Origin of the sequence: Hyphomonas johnsonii MHS-2 (assembly GCF_000685275.1) — a bacterium.
Classification (GTDB): Bacteria; Pseudomonadota; Alphaproteobacteria; order Caulobacterales; family Hyphomonadaceae; genus Hyphomonas; species Hyphomonas johnsonii.
Window position 1 is genome coordinate 17,383 of sequence record NZ_ARYK01000009.1, and the last position, 19,614, is coordinate 36,996.

The 19,614-nt window shown below is 58.8% G+C and carries 19 protein-coding genes; 14 read left to right on the forward strand and 5 right to left on the reverse strand.

Annotated features, from left to right (window positions below; all coding sequences use genetic code 11):
• Positions 1-7 precede the first annotated feature (7 nt).
• From HJO_RS15060 to HJO_RS15090, 7 genes are all read left to right on the forward strand, one after another.
• Complete coding sequence (locus HJO_RS15060; protein ID WP_035618538.1) at positions 8-1,378, forward strand: formimidoylglutamate deiminase; 1,371 nt, start codon at positions 8-10, stop codon at positions 1,376-1,378.
• On the forward strand, positions 1,375-2,067 hold the full coding sequence (locus tag HJO_RS15065) for a GntR family transcriptional regulator (RefSeq protein WP_035618541.1): 693 nt from the start codon (positions 1,375-1,377) through the stop codon (positions 2,065-2,067). The genes HJO_RS15060 and HJO_RS15065 overlap by 4 nt, the downstream gene beginning before the upstream one ends.
• A 307-nt stretch (positions 2,068-2,374) precedes the next feature.
• The gene (locus HJO_RS15070; protein WP_051618674.1) at positions 2,375-2,950 is read left to right on the forward strand and encodes a VOC family protein; all 576 of its coding nucleotides are present in this window, start codon (positions 2,375-2,377) and stop codon (positions 2,948-2,950) included.
• A 39-nt stretch (positions 2,951-2,989) separates the two neighbouring features.
• Positions 2,990-4,177 (forward strand): CaiB/BaiF CoA transferase family protein, encoded by a 1,188-nt coding sequence (locus HJO_RS15075; RefSeq protein WP_035618544.1) that lies wholly within the window; start codon positions 2,990-2,992, stop codon positions 4,175-4,177.
• A gap of 101 nt (positions 4,178-4,278) precedes the next feature.
• Positions 4,279-5,811 carry a class I adenylate-forming enzyme family protein gene (locus HJO_RS15080; protein WP_035618548.1) on the forward strand — a complete coding sequence of 511 codons (1,533 nt, stop codon included), beginning with the start codon at positions 4,279-4,281 and terminating at the stop codon, positions 5,809-5,811.
• Positions 5,812-5,894: 83 nt separating this feature from the next.
• Entirely contained in the window at positions 5,895-6,455 is a 561-nt protein-coding gene (locus HJO_RS15085) for a MarR family winged helix-turn-helix transcriptional regulator (protein ID WP_051618675.1), read from the forward strand.
• Positions 6,456-6,525: 70 nt separating this feature from the next.
• Positions 6,526-7,866 carry a spinster family MFS transporter gene (locus tag HJO_RS15090; protein ID WP_035618551.1) on the forward strand — a complete coding sequence of 447 codons (1,341 nt, stop codon included), beginning with the start codon at positions 6,526-6,528 and terminating at the stop codon, positions 7,864-7,866.
• On the opposite strand, the gene HJO_RS18460 is transcribed toward HJO_RS15090, so the two are convergent.
• Complete coding sequence (locus HJO_RS18460; RefSeq protein WP_156945729.1) at positions 7,812-8,396, reverse strand: hypothetical protein; 585 nt, start codon at positions 8,394-8,396, stop codon at positions 7,812-7,814. The two genes, HJO_RS15090 and HJO_RS18460, sit on opposite strands and share 55 nt — an antisense overlap.
• Before the next feature lie 100 nt (positions 8,397-8,496).
• Here HJO_RS18460 and HJO_RS15095 point away from each other — a divergent pair, with 100 nt between their 5' ends.
• The 6 genes from HJO_RS15095 (at position 8,497) to wrbA (ending at position 12,551) form a co-directional block, all read left to right on the forward strand.
• The gene (locus HJO_RS15095; protein ID WP_084142071.1) at positions 8,497-8,892 is read left to right on the forward strand and encodes a nuclear transport factor 2 family protein; all 396 of its coding nucleotides are present in this window, start codon (positions 8,497-8,499) and stop codon (positions 8,890-8,892) included.
• A gap of 82 nt (positions 8,893-8,974) precedes the next feature.
• Positions 8,975-9,166, forward strand: coding sequence for a hypothetical protein (locus tag HJO_RS15100; protein WP_156945732.1), 192 nt, complete (start codon positions 8,975-8,977; stop codon positions 9,164-9,166).
• Positions 9,163-10,080 (forward strand): SDR family NAD(P)-dependent oxidoreductase, encoded by a 918-nt coding sequence (locus tag HJO_RS15105; RefSeq protein WP_084142073.1) that lies wholly within the window; start codon positions 9,163-9,165, stop codon positions 10,078-10,080. The genes HJO_RS15100 and HJO_RS15105 overlap by 4 nt, the downstream gene beginning before the upstream one ends.
• Positions 10,077-11,243, forward strand: a complete 1,167-nt coding sequence (locus HJO_RS15110) for an alpha/beta hydrolase (RefSeq protein WP_051618677.1) — start codon at positions 10,077-10,079, stop codon at positions 11,241-11,243. The genes HJO_RS15105 and HJO_RS15110 overlap by 4 nt, the downstream gene beginning before the upstream one ends.
• A gap of 20 nt (positions 11,244-11,263) precedes the next feature.
• On the forward strand, positions 11,264-11,920 hold the full coding sequence (locus tag HJO_RS17910) for a glutathione S-transferase family protein (RefSeq protein ID WP_156945735.1): 657 nt from the start codon (positions 11,264-11,266) through the stop codon (positions 11,918-11,920).
• A 22-nt stretch (positions 11,921-11,942) separates the two neighbouring features.
• Positions 11,943-12,551: an NAD(P)H:quinone oxidoreductase gene (gene wrbA, locus HJO_RS15120; protein ID WP_035618722.1), complete on the forward strand. Its 609-nt coding sequence runs from the start codon at positions 11,943-11,945 to the stop codon at positions 12,549-12,551.
• A 129-nt stretch (positions 12,552-12,680) separates the two neighbouring features.
• On the opposite strand, the gene HJO_RS15125 is transcribed toward wrbA, so the two are convergent.
• Positions 12,681-14,330, reverse strand: a complete 1,650-nt coding sequence (locus tag HJO_RS15125; protein ID WP_084142074.1) for a PQQ-dependent sugar dehydrogenase — start codon at positions 14,328-14,330, stop codon at positions 12,681-12,683.
• Positions 14,331-14,980: 650 nt separating this feature from the next.
• Here HJO_RS15125 and HJO_RS15130 point away from each other — a divergent pair.
• On the forward strand, positions 14,981-15,811 hold the full coding sequence (locus tag HJO_RS15130; protein WP_035618562.1) for an IclR family transcriptional regulator: 831 nt from the start codon (positions 14,981-14,983) through the stop codon (positions 15,809-15,811).
• A 276-nt stretch (positions 15,812-16,087) separates the two neighbouring features.
• On the opposite strand, the gene HJO_RS15135 is transcribed toward HJO_RS15130, so the two are convergent.
• From HJO_RS15135 to HJO_RS15145, 3 genes are all read right to left on the reverse strand, one after another.
• Complete coding sequence (locus HJO_RS15135; protein ID WP_084142077.1) at positions 16,088-18,286, reverse strand: TonB-dependent receptor; 2,199 nt, start codon at positions 18,284-18,286, stop codon at positions 16,088-16,090.
• Between the two features lie 106 nt (positions 18,287-18,392).
• Positions 18,393-18,806 (reverse strand): nuclear transport factor 2 family protein, encoded by a 414-nt coding sequence (locus HJO_RS15140; RefSeq protein ID WP_051618681.1) that lies wholly within the window; start codon positions 18,804-18,806, stop codon positions 18,393-18,395.
• Positions 18,803-19,222 carry a nuclear transport factor 2 family protein gene (locus HJO_RS15145; protein ID WP_051618682.1) on the reverse strand — a complete coding sequence of 140 codons (420 nt, stop codon included), beginning with the start codon at positions 19,220-19,222 and terminating at the stop codon, positions 18,803-18,805. The genes HJO_RS15140 and HJO_RS15145 overlap by 4 nt, the downstream gene beginning before the upstream one ends.
• Positions 19,223-19,614: the final 392 nt, after the last annotated feature.

Sequence of the window (19,614 nt, forward strand, 5' to 3'; positions counted from 1 at the left end):
AAGCCGGATGCCGATCAGAATAGCTGCGAAACAGATGCTGACCGCTGATGGCTGGCGGCAGGATGCGATGCTGGAAATCGGCGATGACGGCCTGATTTCAGCGATATCCGATGCGGGCCCAACTGCAGACCAGACAATTGGAATCCTGCTTCCCGCGCTGTCGAATGTGCACAGTCACAGTTTCCAGAGAGCGATGGCGGGACTGGCCGAAACGCGCGGGCCGACGGCGACCGATGACTTCTGGACGTGGCGGAAGGTCATGTACCGGTTCCTCGACATCCTCTTGCCGGACGATATCGAGGTGATCGCGGCGCAGGTTCAGATGGAGATGCTGGAAGCGGGCTTCGCTGCCCAGGCGGAGTTTCATTACCTTCACCATGCGCCGGGAGGGCAGGCCTATGCGCAAGTTGAGGAAACCTCTCTTCGCCATATGGAGGCTGCCCGGCTGACCGGAATCGGATTCACGCACTTGCCTGTGCTGTACATGCAGGGCGGCCTGGACGGGCGTGCGCTTGAGGGCGGGCAGTTGCGCTTCGGGTGTGACCTCGACGCATTCCAGGATTTGCATTCGCGGCTGGCCCGGCACTTCGCACAGGTGCCGGATGATCATGTGCTGGGTGTAGCGCCGCATTCCCTGCGTGCGGTTTCGCGCGAAGGGTTGAGCGCGGTGGTGACGCTGGCGCTGGGCAGGCCGGTGCACATCCATGCGGCAGAGCAGGTCGGTGAAGTCGAGGAAGTGCTGGAGGCGCTGGGCGCGCGCCCTGTCCGGTGGCTTCTGGACAACATGCCGGTGGACGAGCGCTGGTGCTTCATTCACGCGACACAGATGGACCCGTCCGAAACGGTGGATCTCGCGCGGTCGGGCGCCGTCGCCGGCCTGTGTCCGATCACCGAAGCCAATCTGGGCGACGGCATATTCGACGGGGCGCGGTTTTTCCAGGCGGGCGGCCGGTTCGGGATCGGTTCCGACTCGAACGTGCGGATCGCGCTGGCAGAAGAGCTGCGCATGCTGGAAGTGTCGCAAAGGCTGCGCGACAGGCGGCGGGTGATCCTGACCGATGCCGCCACGCCGTCGAACGGGCGGTACCTCTATGAGCGCGCGGCACGCGGCTCGGCGCAGGCGATCGGTCGCGACGGGGGGCGCATCGAGGTCGGTGCGCTGGCGGACCTGGTGGCGCTCCATGACGACCATCATGCGGTCTGCGGGCTCAAGCAGGACGCGGTGCTGGATGCGTGGGTCTTTGCCGGATCGGAAGATGTCGTCAGCGACGTGTGGGCGGCCGGGCGCCACATGGTCAGCGGCGGGAAGCATGTTCACCGCGAGAAAATCGCGCGCGCCTTTGCGCAGACGATTTTCCGTTTGAGAGGGGCCCTATGAGCAGCCATTCACACCATACGATTCGCCAGGCCATTCTCGATCGAATTCAGACCGGTGAGTGGGCGCTGGGCGAGCTTATCCCGGGCGAGGCCATGCTGGCGGACGAGTATGGCTGTGCCCGCACGACGATCAATCGCGCGCTGCAGGGGCTGGCGAACGATGGCGTTGTCATCCGGAAGCGCAAGGGGGGCACGCGCGTGTGCGACATGCCGGTCCGCCAGGCGAAGTTCAATATTCCGGTCGTGCGCGAGCAGGTCGAGGCGCTTGGCAGCGTGTATCGCCATCAGGTCACCCGGAGGGTCGAGAAGGCCCCGCCGACCGCCGTGCAAAAGCGGCTGGGCCTGGCGCCGGGAACCAAGTCGCTGCAGCTCGATACGGTCCATCTCGCGGACGACCGGCCATTCGCCTTCGAAACCCGCTGGGTGAACACGCGCGCGGTCCCCGCCATTCTCGATGCGCCGCTTGACGAGATCAGCGCCAATGAGTGGCTGGTGCAGACGGTGCCGTTTTCGTCAGGCGATGTCGTGTTCTGTGCCGTGAACGCCGGCAAGGATGTGGCAGAGGCACTCGGGGCGCGTGAAGGCGCAGCGGTTTTCGTGATCGATCGGACAACGTCACTTGCCGGCGAGTTCATTACGACGATGCAGCTGTACTATCGTGAAGGCTATCAGCTGCACTCGCAATTGTAGTGCGCGGGATGCAGCGCGAGGCCGGTGCATCGCCCCGCCGACACGCACTAGGCGAATGGGATGTTATGCCCGACGCCTGGCATCTGCTGGCCTGTGGAAATCAAAGGGGTGTTCGCGTGATTGTGACCGCAGCCCAGCAACTACCCAGGAATTGAAGAGAACAACGCCGCGTGTTTTCCACACATTTGCGGCGTGAAGCCACGTGCAGGAGCCATGATTGCACGGAAAATAATCGTCAAAACTATTGACAAAAACGTATCCGGCAATCATCGCTATTCCGAAGACAATGCTCAACCGCGGGGATAGAATGACGCATCAAAGTCATAGCAGCCCAATTCTAGGCGTTCATCATGGCGCTTTCAGGTGCAGGGATGCCGAGCAGACTCGCTGGTTCTATGAAGACGTACTTGGATTGAAAACTGAAGGTGCGGTCATGATCGAGACCGTACCGGGGACGGGAGAGATTGACCCTTACCTGCATATATTTTTCCGCATGAAGAATGGTGAATATATTGCCTTCTTCGATGCGCCCGGATCGGCGGATCCAGATTGGTTCAAGCGGAAGCCGAGCTTCGACATGCATTGGGCCTTTGAGGTCGCAGACGAAGCCGAGATGCTGGAAATGCAGGACCGGATAAACAAGCATGGCGTATCGGCGCTCGGCCCTGTGGACCACGGCTTCGTCAAGTCGATCTACATGTACGATCCCAATGGAATCCAGATCGAGGTGACGTGCCGCGCTCCAGACCACGACAAGATCTTCGAAGATGAGCGGGCGTCTCTGGGCGAAGCGCTTCGCGAATGGTCAGAGCGGACCCGCGAGGTCAAGAACCAGAAGTTTGGAGCGGATGCCGTGAACAAGCGCGGGCGCGTGCGTCCTTAACCCTTGTCCCATGTCAACGAGAACTTCAGGAGCCGGTCGATGGATCGAGAGGGCGCCCTTGCGGGATTAAAAGTCATTGAACTGGGGCAACTCATAGCAGGGCCCTTCTGCGGCCAGCTGCTGGGCGACATGGGCGCAGACGTGGTCAAGGTTGAGGCCCCCGGTGGGGGTGATCCAATGCGCAATTGGGGCAGCGGGGAGCACAAGGTCTGGTGGGACGTGATTGCGCGCAACAAGCGCTCTGTCACAGCAGATCTTCGGCGTGCGGAAGGCCAGGACCTGGTGCGCAAGCTTGTGGCAGAGGCCGACATTGTCATCGAAAACTTTCGGCCAGGAAAGCTGGAGTCCTGGGGATTGGGCCCCGAGCAGCTTCTGGAGGGGAATCCCCGGCTCATCATAGTGCGAATGTCCGGCTATGGTCAGACGGGCCCCTATGCATCACGGCCCGGATTTGGTGGTGTCGCCGAAGCGATGGGGGGATGGCGCGCGATCGTTGGCGAACCCGACCGGCCGCCCAGCCGGATGGGAGTGTCGATCGGCGACACGTTGGGAGCGACATTCGGGTGCATGGGTGTATTGGCAGCCCTGCATGCGAGAACTCGCACGGGGCGCGGTCAGATAATTGATGTCGCGCTTTATGAGTGCGTCCTGCAGGTGATGGAGAGCCAGATCGCGGAGTATGATGTGTCGGGCCTTGTTCGCCAAAGGTCCGGGTCCATACTTCCCGGGATTGCGCCGTCCAATGTCTATCCTTGTCGTGATGGAGAATACATGATTGCAGCCAATGCCGACGGCATATTTGCGCGATTGTGCGACACGATGGGACAGCCGGAACTCGCCCGGGATCCGAGGTTCGCCGATCATGTGTCGCGTGGACGCCACCAGTCGGACCTGGATGGAATCGTCTCAGCATGGACGGGGCAGTTCCTGATCGCCGAGCTTGAGGAGAAGATGATCGACAACGCAATTCCTGCCGGTCGCGTTTATTCCCCCGCCGACATTGTATCTGATCCTCACATCGCAGCGCGGCAAGCCGTGGTATCGGTTCCACACGCCGTACATGGCTCGATAAAGATGCAGAACTGCGTTCCCGTCCTGTCCGACACACCGAGCCGGATTCGGCGTTCGGCACCAACCAGGCCCGGCCAACATAATGCAGAAATATATACGGAGCTTGGAATTGACGCATCGGATCTTCGCACGCTGGAGGCAGGCGGGGTCATTTGAAAAGGGTGCGGCGGGGAACTGTTTTGGACCCGCAACTCGTCCACGAACTGAGGGCCCGATCGCAGCGGGTTTGATTGGCTGATTGATAGAAGGCAGGCGAAATGCGAATTACACAGGCCTTGGTCAGGGCAGCAACAGTGAGGTCGGAAGGGGTCGCCACCATCGATGGCGAACGCACTCATTCCTGGGATGATATCCTGCAGCGCGTGTCCCGGATTGCCGGCGCGCTTCGCACAATCGGCGTTGCCAAGGGCGACCGCGTCGCAATTCTGTCCAACAATAGTGACCGATTTTTCCAGGCCTACTTCGCCATTCCGTGGGCAGGCGGCGTGATGGTCCCGCTCAATACGAGATTGGCAGTTGCCGAACTTGATTTCCAGCTGCGTGATGCGGGTGTTGGCCTGCTTCTTTACGGCCGCGATTTTGACGAGACGGCCCGCAGGCTCAAGGCCGCAGGCGCGGTGACGCATCTCTTGCCGATGGATGAAGAACAGAAGGGCAGTTTGCCTTATGCGGCCCTGAATGGTGATCGGATGGATGAGTGCGTTGCAGAGCGCGCGAGTCTGGCGGGCATATTCTATACAGGTGGCACCACAGGTTTGCCCAAAGGGGTCATGCTGAGCCACGATAACCTGTGCACGACAGCCATGAATCTCATGGCGGTCATTCCATTCGATGAGTCTTGCGTCAATTTGCATGCGTCTCCCATGTTCCACCTTGCAGACATCGGCATCCTGTTCTGCACCCTGTCGGGCGGCACGCATGTCTTTGTGCAGAGATTTGACGGACAGAATCTTCTGGGGGCGATGGCAGAGCATGGCGTGACACATTGCTTCACGGTTCCGGCGATCATCGACCAGATGGTGCAATCACCGCTCGTGGACACGCTTGACCTGAGCGCGCTGCGTCTTTTGGGCTATGGTGGCTCGGCGATGCCGGTCAGCAAGTATGTTGAGGCGCGGGCGCGTTTCCCGGCCGTCGATTTTATCCAGGGCTTTGGTCAGACCGAGATGCCGGCAGCGACATTCCTGTCCCCACGCGCGCATCGAGATGCGCCGGATCATGTTCTGGCGTCAGTCGGAAAGGTCTGTCCCGGCTACGAAATCCGGGTCGTCGACAAAACAGGTGCGGAAGTTCCTCGCGGGGTCACAGGCGAGATCGTGGGGCGCGGAGACAATGTCATGATGGGCTATTGGAACCGTCCCGAAGAGACCGCACAGGTCAAGCGCGCCGGTTGGCTGCACACGGGCGACGCCGGGTACATGGACGAGGCCGGTTATATTTATATAACCGACCGCCTGAAGGACATGATCATCACCGGGGCGGAAAACGTGTACTCGCAGGAAGTAGAGAATGCGCTGAATTGGCACCCGGACATTGCGGAGGCAGCTGTGATCGGCGTGCCGGACGAAAAATGGGGAGAGCGTGTCCACGCCGTGATCGTGCTGCGTGAAGGAAAGAATGCGCCGACCGCGAAAGAAGTGGCGGATTTCTGCCGGCAACACATTGCAGGCTACAAATGCCCGAAGAGTATAGAAATTCGTTCCGAGCCCCTGCCAAGGAGCGCGGCGGGCAAGATTTTGAAAGGACCGCTTCGCGACATCTATTCTGCTCGCACCGAACGCACCACCTGACCTCCTGCAGATTGCGATCCTGATCCGCTTGGCAATCGCGGCGAACTTACGGTAAAGACAGGGCCCAGCTACGAGGTGGCCCCATGAATAACCCCTATCTCATCGTCGGTCTGCTAGAGGCGTTCGAATGGTTCGATGAAAGTCTCCAGCTGAGCCTGCGTGATCTGGGGTGGCCACAACTCACCCGTCCTGAATCCATGGTGATGATGCATGTCCAGATGGACATTGTCAGGCCGACCGATATTGCCAGGAGCCTTCGCCTGACCCGCCAGGCCGTGCACCACACCATCGCGTCCCTGGTCGACAGGGGTGTTTTCGAGTTGGTCGACGACCCCGACGATGGCCGCATCCGGATCGTGCAACTGACAGCCATGGGAACTGCGATGCGCGGCGATGCCCAGAAAATCGTCGACAGGCTGACCAGCATCCTCACGACCCGTATCGGAAAGGCCAATATGGCCAAGCTTCGGGCCGCGCTTGACCAGGAATGGGGGGCTCCGGTTGTTGCTGGCGTCGGCACAGGTCCGTCCAGGACTTTCGCGGCGCTTCTTTTGAAATCCGCCCCCAAGCGGAGCCGTGCACCGAACCGCTCGTCGAGCCAGCGGGACGCCCCGACAAAGAGAGCACAAAAGAACGTAAAATAACTTTACGAAAGATTTGCGCCGTCTAAGCTGTCGGAAAGTCCTGTGGAGGGACGATCTGGGGGGGACGGGGATGGATCATCGCACGAAGTCGACTGCTTACTCGTATTACGTGCTCGGCGTGCTCCTGGCAGCCTACATCATCGCGTTCATGGACAGGATTGCGCTCAGTCTTGCTGTGGACCCAATCAGGAGCGATCTCGGCCTGTCCGAGGTACAGATCAGCCTGCTGATCGGGCTGGCCTTCGTCATGTTGTACACGACGGCCGGCATCGTTCTCGGCCGTCTTGCTGACACCGGGAACCGGCCGCTTCTCATCATTGTCGGAATGATATTATGGTGCGCGGCAACATCGGCCTCGGGCCTGGCGACCGGATTCGGCACGCTTTTGCTGGCGCGCATTCTGGTCGGCCTTGGTGAGGCAACACTGTCACCGACATCCTACTCGCTCATCTCGAGCTATTTTCCCCCGGCGCAACTGGCGCTCGCGACAAGCATCTACACTTTGGGCATCACACTTGGCAGCGGATTGGCGACATATGTCGTTGGGATGGTCGTGGCGCATTCGGACGCGCTGAACATATTCAGCCTGCCCGATAGTACAGGCGGGTGGCGCGCAGGGTTTGTCCTGATAGGCTTGCTCGGACTGCCTTTCATCCTGTTGGTTTTCACGATTCGTGAGCCGCGCCGGACGGGTGAAAACAACGAAGGGGTGGCGCCCAGCCTGCCAGCCGTCGCCGCCCACATCCGCGAGAATATCGGCGCCTATGGGTTCATCCTGAGCGGTTATGCGATCATGTCCATGGCCGCGATTGGTGCGGTTTTTTGGGGCCCAACCTATTTCATGCGCGTGCACGGCATGGCGCAGTCAGAGGTCGGAATCTTGTTCGGCGTAGGGATGGGATTGTGCGGCACGGCAGGCCTGCTGGCGGGGGGCTGGCTCGCTGATCGCCTCTTCACTCGTTCTGTGATCGATGCGGCGCCTCGCATTGTCATGGCATCGCTTGCCATGCAGATTCCGTTTTTTGCTCTGGTCTACCTGTCTTCAGATGGGGTGATGGCGGCCAGCATGCTGGTTCCGGGACTATTCGTCATGCTTTTCCAGGGCGGGTTGCAGGGAGCGACAATTCAATTGCTCGCGCCCCGCCGGATGCGGGGCCTGATTGTCGCGATCTATTTCATGATGGCCAATATTGTCGGCATGGCGATTGGGCCTTTCCTGACGGCTTTTCTGACCGAAAAAGTCTTTGGTGATCCGCTCAAGATCGGGGCGTCCCTTGCCGTCGTCACAACTGCGAGTTCTCTTGTCGCGATTGCGCTCATCTGGAAGGGGCTGCCAGCCTTTCGCAGATTGGCAGCTCAGACCAATGCGGGACAGTTCCAGGCACCTGTGGGTTCCACGAACCAGGCCTGAAACACCGAAGAGATCGTATCGGTCAGGGGCATGTCCGGCGTTCCGCTGCGTGCAGCGATGGCGTCAACAGCTTCCCCGATGTCGGGCAGGTCGAACTGGTAGATGGCCAAGTGACGGAACGGGCCCTTGGCACCGCTTGCCAAGGCGTAGCGGCGCCCCGCGTAGCACCCTGGCAGGCGCAGGCCGTCAGGAAAGTGCTGGTCCCAATACCAGGAATCAAACGCCTCATCCTGGCCGGGCTTCGCATTGGTCAACGCCAAAAGGAGGTGAGTGTAGCGGCGTTCGTCCGGAGAGCCCTCCCATGACCGGCGAGGGATGAACGGGCCTGCTCCCAGGCTTGCTCCCGGCAATGAGGAAATAGGAGCCGTGTCGCCTTCAATCGTGAGCGCAGCTCGGGCATGGGGATAGGGGCGTGCGGCCCTTTGCGAATCGCAGAGATCAAAAAGGCGGGCGTTCTCGACCAGTCCATGCGTTGCATCTGGAGCGTCGCTGAAGAAGTGAACCGCGATTGCGGACTCGATGGTTCTCATAAGTCGGCTCCAGTTTATTTTGTCATAGAATTTGACATTTTATGATGGTGTGAGCATCCTCGTGTCAACTCCGCAAATAGACAGAGATCGAGAGGAAACCATGAATCATACCGATATGAACACAGTGGCCGACAGCTTTTTTGCGGCTGTCGAAGCCGGGGACATTGCTGCAATCAAGTCCATGTACGATCCGGACATTCGGATCTGGCATTCGCGCGATGAGGCGAATACCGACATGGCCCAGAGCATGGAACTGCTCAGCATGTTCTTCGACCGTGTATCCGACCGAAAGTATGAAGTGCGTGCCCGTCATTTCTACGAAGGCGGGTTCATGCAGGAGCATGTGGTGCACGGGTCGATGCAGGACGGATCAAAGCTGAACTTGCCGGTGTGTTTCGTTTGTAGCCTGAGCCCGGCGGGCAAGATCCTGCGGATCGCTGAATATTGCGATTCTGCCAAGTCGCCGCTCAAGGGCGTTGCTCAACACGATGCCTAAACGTCAAAAAATTTGACAACAAAACTCCTTCTGGTATCCCTTCTGAACCAACGGAAGATTGGGGCATAAAGGGAGGAACAAAATGGACGTTCGTATGGACTGGCTGTCCGCAACGGTTTCCTTCATGAAATGGGACCTCGCGCGCGTCCGCCCGAACCTTACCGATGAGCGTTCTTCGAGTTATGTCCTCGGCACACCCTTCGCTGCCAATAGTGAAAACATTTCGGTCGGTCCCCTGCGGGTGACCGGAATCCAGCTGAAGGTCCGAAATTGAGCGCTGAACCTCCCGGCGTATCAGTGGTCACAGGTGGCTCATCCGGCATCGGAGCGGCCATCTGTGATCGCTTGTTATTGCGTGGAGACCGGGTGTTCAATATCGACATACTGCCGCCTGACCAAGGCGGAGCCGGAGAGTATATTCCCTGTGACATCACGGATGATGGCGCTGCTGCCGAACTGATCTCGGTGATTGGCGAACGCGCGGGATACATCACGACGCTGGTGAACAATGCCGGGGGCGCCGGCAGCCTCGCATCGCTCTCCGACATGACGACGTCCGGCTGGAGCGACACGATGGAGTTGTTGGTCTGTGCGCCCCGCCGCTTGATGACGCTCATGCTGCCGATGCTGAAGCGGGCAGGGGGCGGCTCGATCGTCAACATCGCTTCCGTGTGTGGCCTGCAACCCGGCTGGGGTGGGGCAGCCTATTCAGTTGCCAAGGCCGCACTCATCCACCTGACATCTGTGGGCGCCGCCGAACTCGCGGCTGACAATATCCGCGTGAATGCGATTTCGCCTGGTTTCATTCCGACGCCGCTCTTCGGCCGGACGCGTGGGCAGGCGCGCCAGGACAGCCTGGTATTACAGGACGCCATTGCGGCGCAGGCGCACGCGGCACAGCCCGTCTCTCGTAGTGGCCAGCCCGACGACATCGCTGGCGCTGTCGCCTATCTCTCGGATTCGGAGGCTGCCTTCATCACGGGGATCAATCTCATCGTGGATGGAGGGCTGTCCCTCGCCCCCGCCCATATGTGGGATCCACACTCACAGTCGCCTGTCCTGCGCGCCATCGCCGCGGCGGGTGAGACCCTCGCAGAAAGTCGCATGCCCACGAAACCTGCGGACGGCAAGCCGGCTGTTCTGGATCGTTCGCTTCAGCAATCCGCCAAGGAGAAAAATGCCAGATGACCCGATACGAACGCATTCCGTACCTGATCGTCTTCAACGAGGACACCGCCTTCAAGGATACCTATGGCGGCGCGCACGGCACCGTCGTGCTTGAAGCCCATTTGCTGAAGCCGCCGGTGCCGTCCGACACGGTCGTTATCATGATGCACCCGATCGGTGGCGGCGCGTGGTTGCCCTTGACCGGCGCACTGGCTCGGGCCGGCATCCACGTGATCTACTGCAACAGCCGCTATCGCGGTAATGACAGTGCCCTGATTATGGAGAAGTGTGCGCTGGACCTCGGTGCGGCGGTGCGCGATGCCAAGGAGAGGCTTGGCTATTCCCGCGTGGTTTTGGGAGGTTGGAGTGGTGGCGGCGCGCTATCGCTGTTCTACCAGGCTGAAGCGCAAAACCCGACAGTGACCAGAACGCCGGCGGGCGACGAGATCGACCTGACACAGGCGGGCCTCATCCCGGCAGACGGGATCGCCTTGCTCGCGGCGCACCTGTCAAGAAACCTCACGCTCACCGAATGGATCGACCCATCCGTTGTTGATGAATCGCATCCGTTCGAACGTGACAGGGAGCTCAATATCTACGATCCCGGGAATCCCAACCAGCCTCCTTATTCTGCAGATTTTGTCGCGCGCTATCGCGCCGCGCAGATCGCCCGAAATCGCCGTATCACGGAAAATGTGAAGGCTGAGCTGGCCAACCTGAAAGCACAGGGCCGAGAGCATGATGAGCGGGCCTTTGTCGTTCATGGCACAATGGCAGATCCTCGCTTTCTCGACCCTCAACTCGAGCCGAGCGACCGACCGCCAAACTGGTGCATGCTGGGTGACCCGCGCCTGGCGAATGACGGGCCAACAGGTTTGGCCCGATTTTCCACCCTGCGAAGCTGGCTGTCCCAGTGGTCCTATGACGACTCCCATGCTGACGGGCTCAAATGTGCCGCACGCGTGAGCGTGCCGATGTTCGTGCTGGAGAACAGTGCTGACGATGCATGCACACCGAGCCATGCGGCGCGCCTCATGGCTGCGGCGGTAAATTGCGAGCAGACGCATTATCTCGTGCAGGGTGCCAGCCATTACTACGCCGGGGAAAGGGACAAGGCGGACGAAGCAGCCGGGTCCGTCTTCAGTTGGCTCGCGAAAACATTCCCCGGCAGCGTGAACGCATAGTGTCGCAGAAAGTACCAGATATGGCTGACTACCACCTCTATAGTGCTGACATTTCGCCCTTTGCCCAGAGGGTGGTGATGCAGCTTGAATTCAAGCAAATTCCGTTTACGGAGAGCGTGCCGCCCGGCGGCCTGAAATCCGAGGCGTTTGCCGCGATCAGCCGGATCGGAAAGATACCGGTCCTTCAGGTTGGCTCCGTCCATCTTCCGGAATCGGAAGTGATCTCGGAGTTCCTGGAGCAGACGCACCCAGACCCGTCTCTTCTCCCGGATGATCCCATGGAGCGGGCGAATTGCCGATTGATCGCGCGGATAGCCGACCTCTACATCATGGAGGCGATGGTGCCGTTGTTCGCAAACTTGTCGCGGGCGACCCGTAACCAGGAACATGTAGACCGAGCGCTTTCCGTTCTGGACCGCGGGCTTGGTTATCTGGAGCCCTGGATCAACCCGGCAGTGCATGCGGTAGGTGGCCGACTGACCTTGGCAGACCTCGCCGTTGCTCCAATTCTACGTTACGCAGCCGAATATCCGCCGATATTCGGGATGACGACTCCCTTCGGTGAACGCCCAAATGTTTCATCGTATTATGATCGCTGCCGGGAACATGCTCTTATCGACAGCGGACTGAGCCGGATCGAAGCCGGATGGCAAGCGCTCAGGCGCAAACCCCAGTAACTTGCGCAAAATGGAAAATATTATGTCCCGAAAAATCCTTGTACTGTATTATTCGGCCTTTGGTCATGTGGAGACCCTTGCCAAGGCCGTTGCGCAAGGCGCCCGGAGCGTGGAGGGCTGCGAGGTCGATCTCAAGCGCGTTCCCGAAATAGTGCCGGAGGCAGTCGCCACTGCAAGTGGCTACAAGTTGGACCAGGATGCGCCGATCGCTGACCCGTCAGAACTGGCTGCTTATGATGCCATCGTGTTCGGTGCACCGACGCGGTTTGGTAACGTGCCCGCCCAAATGCGGAATTTCATGGACCAGACCGGCCCGCTTTGGAAGGCGGGGAGCCTGATCGACAAGATCGGCTCCGTCTTCACGTCTACCGGCACGGGCGCGGGCAATGAATCAACCATCCTGTCGTTCTGGCCGACTCTTGCGCATCACGGCATGATTATCGTCGGTTTGTCTTATGCCAGTACCGGGCTCTACCAAATCGACGAAATGCGCGGTGGGTCGCCGTATGGTGCAGGAACTGTTGCGGGCAATGGATCGCGTACACCCAGTCAGGTCGAACTCGGCCTGGCGCGTGATCAGGGGCAGCGCGTCGCCCAACTTGCCGTCCGCCTGGCGCCTGAGGACAAATAGCCTCCGGCCGGGTGTGATCATCTCAATCGACTCATGGACACGCGTGGTGGGCGATCAGCCTCCGATCCATGCGGAAACCCCTGGTCCATGACTCAGCTTGGACAGGCATCGTCCGGAACGGGGCTGGCCTTACGGATTTGTGCCAGTCCCGGCTTGGTGCTTGAGGTATCCGACAATATCGCGCCGCAGCTGTGCGTCGCCGATCGGGGGTGACGCCATCGTCGTGCCAGAAATGAACGTGGATGGGTTGGCGATGAACTTGTTCAAATTCGTGGCATCCCAGGACAGCGGCGATCCGGCCATGTTTGCTGAATAGCTGAAGTTCGCCTGACGTCCGAGCAAGCGGCCGAAAATATTGTCGAGACCTGGACCGATAGCTGCCCCCGGAATATCGTCTCCAACGCTATGGCAGCCGGAGCAGCGTTCGATGAATGCCTGCAGCCCCCGCACAGGATCGCCGGGCGTTACGTCGATTTCATTGCCATCTGCGTCGAGCCAGATTCTGTCTGCGCGCCAGGCGCCTTCCAGCTTTTTGGCGACATGCGCCAGCTCCGAAGCGGCCGGCTCTCCCGGTTGCAGTCGCAAAAGGCGTCCATTTTCGTTGTCGGTAAGCAGATAGATGTGGTCGTCGGGTCCGGTCTTGACGTCGCGGATCCGTTCTCCAAAGCCTGTCAGCAGCCGCTCCTGCAGCACCACCCGTCCGTCTCGCATTCGGATGCGCTCCAGCTGCTTCGCGGTGAGTTGCCCGACGAAGAAATCCCCGGTCCAATCTGGATAGACGTGGCCATCATGGCGAGTGATTCCGGCTGGCGTAACCGATGGCGTCCAGACCTGGATCGGGTCAGTGATGCCTGGCTGCGTTTGCGCTGGGGCATCGAGCCCATTATTGCCGTAGGCAAAGCCCCAACTCGTCTTCGCCCAGCCGTAATTTTTACCCGGTTCGAGTTGGTTGAGTTCGTCTCCCCCCCTCGGGCCTGCTTCCGTCTCGAAAATTTTGCCTGATGTGCGGTCTTGATACAGGCCCAATGCAACGCGATGACCGAGAGTCCATATTTCGGGAGCAGCATCGGATTGTTGAGCGAAAGGATTATTGGCGGGCACCGACCCGTCACGATTGATACGCAGCGTCTTGCCGAGATGACTGGAGAGCTTTTGCGCATTGCCGTGCCGTTCGTCCGCAATCCCAAGCAGCAGAGTTCCGTCGTTGAGAAGAATCATGCGGGTTGCGATGATTCCGACGCCAGAGCCTCCATGTGCCTGGTTTGCGTTGAAGATGCGTTCGACGTTCCGAAGAACCGTCCCCCTCAGTTCGGCCCGATACACCGCTGGCCTGCGACTTTCGAGGTTGCCTTCGGTAATGTACAAGTAGATTAGATGCGTGTTCTTGAAGTCAGGGTCGACGACGATATCGCGCAACCCATTCCAGACGCCGGGATAACTCTCGGGTACTCCCGTGACCGCGTCTATCGTGTGGCTGGACTTTGCGACCCTCTGGAGCGTTCCGTCCTGGCAGGTGACCAGCATGGTGCCATCGGGCAGCCAGGCCATCGAGCTGGGGAACTTGAAACCGTCCGCCAATTCCTCGATCCAGAATCCCGTCGGCTCGGAATGTGAGGCTGTCTCTAGCGCATCTGCCTGGCCAGGCTCGGCGTTTGCCTGCACTTGGTAAGTGGAGGTTGCGGCAATCGCCGCCAGGACGGAACCAGACGCCAGAAATTTCGCGGCTAGGCGGGGGCGGAAAATCTGTAAGGCGACGATTAGAAATTGACTCTTCAGCATCTGCAGGTCCTCACTCGATCCGTTGACGGTTGGCGCGCCCAGTATGGCGTTTCGACTTCAAACTGCCGACCGCACCGTACGCGCGCAAGCAGGAAACGATGCAGAGCGACGCTTATCCGAAATGTGATTTAAAGGGCCTTTTCCGGCACACCCATTCGGTGCGAGAATTGCGGCCTCGTGCCAGCCGACGTCCGTTTGAATGTGTACAGATCGACGCATCGGAACTTCACTACCAACTCGCCTGCGTGATCCGGTCGTGATTCATGCGGCAGCCATTCCGAACAACCCAGCTACCGCGACGATCAAGGGTGGGGGCAAGCAATTGCCGGGCGATGCCGGTGTTGGAAACCGCCTGCGTGGGGAAGATTCAGGATACCTCCGCCCTAAAATTGAATGCATATTGATCTCCGCTCGTCTTCTGCTCCGTCATTTTCCTTGGCGGCGCCGTCATCTGAATTCGTTGTAAATTCGCACAAAATGTGCCATCTATAAGCATAGAAAATACGTTTCTTGAGTGTGTGCGATTGCCATAGAGCCATGCTTGGCCTGAAATATTGCATACAATCAGGCAGATGTGACAAGCCGAGGAAGGGAAGGAAATGGTTGGAAGGATTGGCACTGGGGCACCCGTGCGCTCTCCGTCACGTCGGATGACGGCTGCCTCCACGAAGAGGCCCACTGCGTGTCATTTGATCGAGATTCCGCGCGAACCAATTCCACCCAGCTTGGTCAAGTCTGCTGCGAGAGTCATGCAGATTTTTGACTTTTTCGACGAGGTCGGACGCGAAGCGAAGGCAAGTGAGATCGGAGGGCGCCTCAACTTTCCCCAGTCATCAACCTCCGTCCTTCTGAACTCGCTCGTCGAAATGGGGTTCCTGGACTATGAAGAGCGTACCCGGACGTTCTTGCCCTCTCCACGAATTGCGTTGTTGGGGAGCCGGCTGGGTGCCGGGCCGATGCGCGATGGACGGGTCATTCGTATCATGGAGGCGCTTGCGGACCGGACCGGCGAAACGATCATTCTAGCGATCCGAAATGGCCCCTACGCCCTCGACGTGAAAGTCATCCAGGGCAAGCAACCCAACGCGATCATTATCCCGCAAGGGCAGCGTCGGTTGGCGGTACGATCTGCTGCGGGACTGGCGCTCCTGAAGGACGAGCCGGACGCATTGATCGCGGCGCTATGTCGTAGAGCCAATGCTGAATCGAATGATGATACGCGCATCGATTTGAACCAGGTTCGTGCCGATCTCGAATACACGCGAACTTACGGATATTTCTTCTCCCGCGAATTGGCGGTGGGCGGCGTGGGGGCGATCGCTGTGCCCTTGCAGACTGGCCTTGACGGAGGGAGCCGGAAATTCGCAATCGCAGTTTCAGGGCAGGTTCAGGAGATCGCGCTAAGGGAGGCGGACATCGTGAAAGCGATCAAGGATGAAATCACAAGTGGTCTGCTTCCTGAGCAATCGCCCGGTGTTTGAAGCCGTTTCGGCTTTGGTTGGGAAGCTGAGGCATGACAAGGCGAGTTGGGCCTGACGCGTTGCTTGCGAAGCTGCAGGGGGCGGGAGCTCGCCTCGCGCGTGATGAGAGAGCCGGCGTGGATGTGCCTGAGAAGCGCAATCCCGAGACGTCGCCTCTCCAGGCCGCTTTGACAATCGCTGGATAGGGTGGCGGCATTTAGACCGGTACACGAGCCATGAAAAACGGGCACCCATCTGTGTCGATGGGTGCCCGCTGATGCGCACGTCAGATAGGGTTCAGCGCCGCAAGGTTAGCTGGACGCCCACCACTCTGGGCTTGTCGAGAGCATAGCTCTCGCTCGTTGCATTGAAGGGCGTGCCTAGCGCGTGGCTGGCTGTCAGCTCGTTGGTCAGGTTTTGACCGATAAGTGCGACCTCCCAGTCTTCACCCACGCCTCCAATGCCGATCCGGGCGTCGATTTTGGTGAAACCGGATTGGTATGAGGCAGGGGCAAGCGTGTCATCAAGGAAGATTCCCGAGCGGTAGCTTGCCGAAATTCTGCCTGTCAGATTGAGGTTCTCAGATATGGGTCTATCAAGATCGAGCGCCGCCGTTGCCGACCATTCGGGGGCTCTGGGAACGCGTGTCCCGCCGATGTTTTCCAGGCAAGGGCCCGGGAGGCGGTTTGGATCATAGAGACAGTTCGCGCCTGGGAAATCGTCATACTTGATATCCAGGTAAGCGGCCGAGCCTCTGAAGGTAAGCGACTCATTCAGGCGGGCCATCAATTCCGCCTCCACGCCGCGCGACGTGGCGTCAGCCGCATTTCGGGTGATTGCTGCGTTGGCGATGGGGTCCCATGCGGCAACCTGTAGATTTTTGTAGTCGGTCTGGAATACAGCCAGGTTCAGCTGGGCCCGGCGATCGAAGAGGTCGAGCTTCGCGCCGGCTTCGAGTGAGGACGAGGTTTCGTCCGAATACACGAATCCGTCCTGTGTCACGACGGAAGATGCCGAGACGAAGCCGCCCGCTTTTGAGCCCTTTGCATAAGAGAGATAGAACATGCTTGGGCCGGTCAGGTACTGAAGCTGGACCGAAGGGTCGAATGCTTCTTCCTCGATCTCGCCGACCAGGTCGGTTTCGAGCCAGGTGCCTGGAACAACACCCGCGCTGGTGCGATCATAGAAGCCATTCTTTTTCTCGAACGTTCCCCTGAGGCCGCCTGTGATCTTCCAGTTTTCAGAAAAGTCGTAGGCTGCTTGGCCATAGACAGAGACCGACGTCGTCTGCTGATCCATTATCCGGAACGATGTGCCGTCGAATGGACCGAAAGTGATGAAGGATCGCGTGATAATCTCATCACTTTCGGCGCGGTGGAAATAAGCACCGGCGATCCAGGTAAATGCATTGTCCACGGGTGAGGTCACCCGAATTTCCTGCGAAGCTTGCCAGAAGCTCTCGCCGAATTGCGATTTGAAGAAAGGATCTGGTGACCAGTCGCTATCCAGTTGCTTCAAGTATTCGAAGCTCGAATAACCAGAGATCGTCGTAAGGGTGTAGCCGTCCCCAAATTCGAAATTGCCAGTCAGCCCGAAATTCGCGCCATTCCCGTCATCAAACTCATCGAGCCCTGGTGTCGTGGCTCTCGTAAGTGACCTTTCGGTGCCGAAAGGAAAGCTGGACATATAGTCGCCATCGGTCTGGTAATCGAACAGGTGTCCGCGGAAAATGATCTCGCTGGCATCATTCGGTTGATAGGCAAGAGTCACGCGCCCCTGAACATTTTCTCGTTTCGGGTTCTGCTTGTCACCATTGGAGGTGTTCCGTATCCAGCCGTCTCGGTTGGAATATCCAAGAGCGATCCTGCCCGCCAACTTGTCGGTGAGGCCCCCGGATACGACACCCGTCAGGTCAAACCCTTCGTCCCCGTCGAAGTACCCCGTGCTCCTTAGCATCCCTTCGAATTCACTTGTCGGCACATTCGTCGTGATGTTGACCGCACCAGAGGAGGTGTTCTTGCCGAAGAGCGCTCCTTGCGGACCGCGCAGCACTTCGATCCGTCCGACATCAAGGAAGTCGGTTGAGGTCTGCCGCCCGCGTCCCATGTACAAGCCGTCCATGAACAGCCCGACCGACGGCTCGAAGGCGAGATTGCTTGGGCCGGAGCCAATGCCACGGATGTACATGGAGGGGGTGCCCGGCGATGGCTGAATCGTCAGGTTCGGAACATAATTCGTCATCTGTTCCAGATTTGCGACACCGTTCGCCGCCAGTTCTGCTCCGGACTGAACATTCGCCGAGATGGGAACGTCCTTCAGTCGCTCCTCGCGCTTTCGCGCAGTAACGACGACCTCTTCGAGCTGCAAGGAAGCCTGTTGCGGCTCTGCTTCATTGTCCGAGGCGTTCGAAGATGTTTGGGCATGGGTTGGCAAGGACCAGCCGGCCATCAAGGCTCCGATAGCGACTCCCGCAAGCCAGATTTTGTTCGTATTCATACACTCTCCTCCCGTTTTCGGCCTTTGGCGTTTCGCGCTGACCGTATTTTGACGTAACCGTTGGTGAGTCTAATCGCACGATGCAGATTGTCAATAAATTTGACAATTATTCTGTGACTGGAACGTGTTTCTGTTTCAGGCCGGCCATCGGCGACTTTGCGGAATCGAAGTATTCTGAAATCCGCTTGAAAAGTCCTTGGTCATCGAGATGCGCGATGAGCAGAACGGGAAGACGCATCGCGGAGCCGTCCGGCATGATGCCGTGAACGACATGCTCCTGGACGAAGCCGCCATCAAAGATGTGGCGGCGTACGATCTCGAAGCGTCGGTCCTTTACCCGCGCCTTGAACATTTCCTGCATCTCGCGGTTTTGCTGGACATCGGTGTCGGCTTCGTCGCGCGAGTGCCAGATGCGCGCATCAGGGCCGTAGCAGGACACGAACGTTTCAATGTCACCTGCTTCGACGGCCCCGAAGAACCTGTCCGCAAGCTTGTCAATTTGCGCCTTCGAAAACGTCATGAACTTGCCTCGGTATTTGCGGGTGTGTGATCCTGGCGAAGGCCCCTGAGCGGCGACTTGTTCGAATCGCAGTATTCCGCGATGCGGCGGATCAGTCCGTTCTCATCGACGTGACAAAGGAAGCCGACGGGCAATTTGAACCTGGAGCCATCTTGCATCACGCCATGGACGACATGCTCCTGAACGAAACCACCGTCGAAATATTCCCGGCGAAGGATTTCGTACTTTCGCTCGGACACGCGTTCAAAAAAGACGCTCAGGAGTTCCTTGCTCTGCGCGATGTCGGTGTCGGCCTCATCGCGCGAGTGCCAGATGCGCACGTCCGGATGATAGTTCGCGACAAGAGCGTCGAGATCTCCGCTCTCAACCGCCGCGAAAAATTGATCCGCGATGTGTTCGATTTGTTCTTTTTTCATGCTGTCCCTTCCTTCGGTGTTTTGCCGTCGCCCAGCTAAGCCATGATCGCCAATCGAGATTCCGATATTGCTTTAAAACGTCCCGCCCACGCTGAATCCCACCCAGCCCGGGACGCTAAATGATATGCAATTTATTTTGAAAGGATACAGTTTTGCACGACAAATCACGTATATGTGCCAAATCAACCCTTGGTGCGATGTGATTGGATGCAAAATGCGTTTTTGAGAAAATGTTCCATGACGCGTTTCTGCTGGCTGACTGGCAGAAGGGCCGCAGAGTATTGGGGCGAAGGGCGGAGCAATCTAACCGCAGCGTTCAAGGGACTTGGTCGGGCGTTTGACTTCGCCGAGGACCATATCCTTGTTGGCTGGCTTTTCGGGATGCTGCGCCT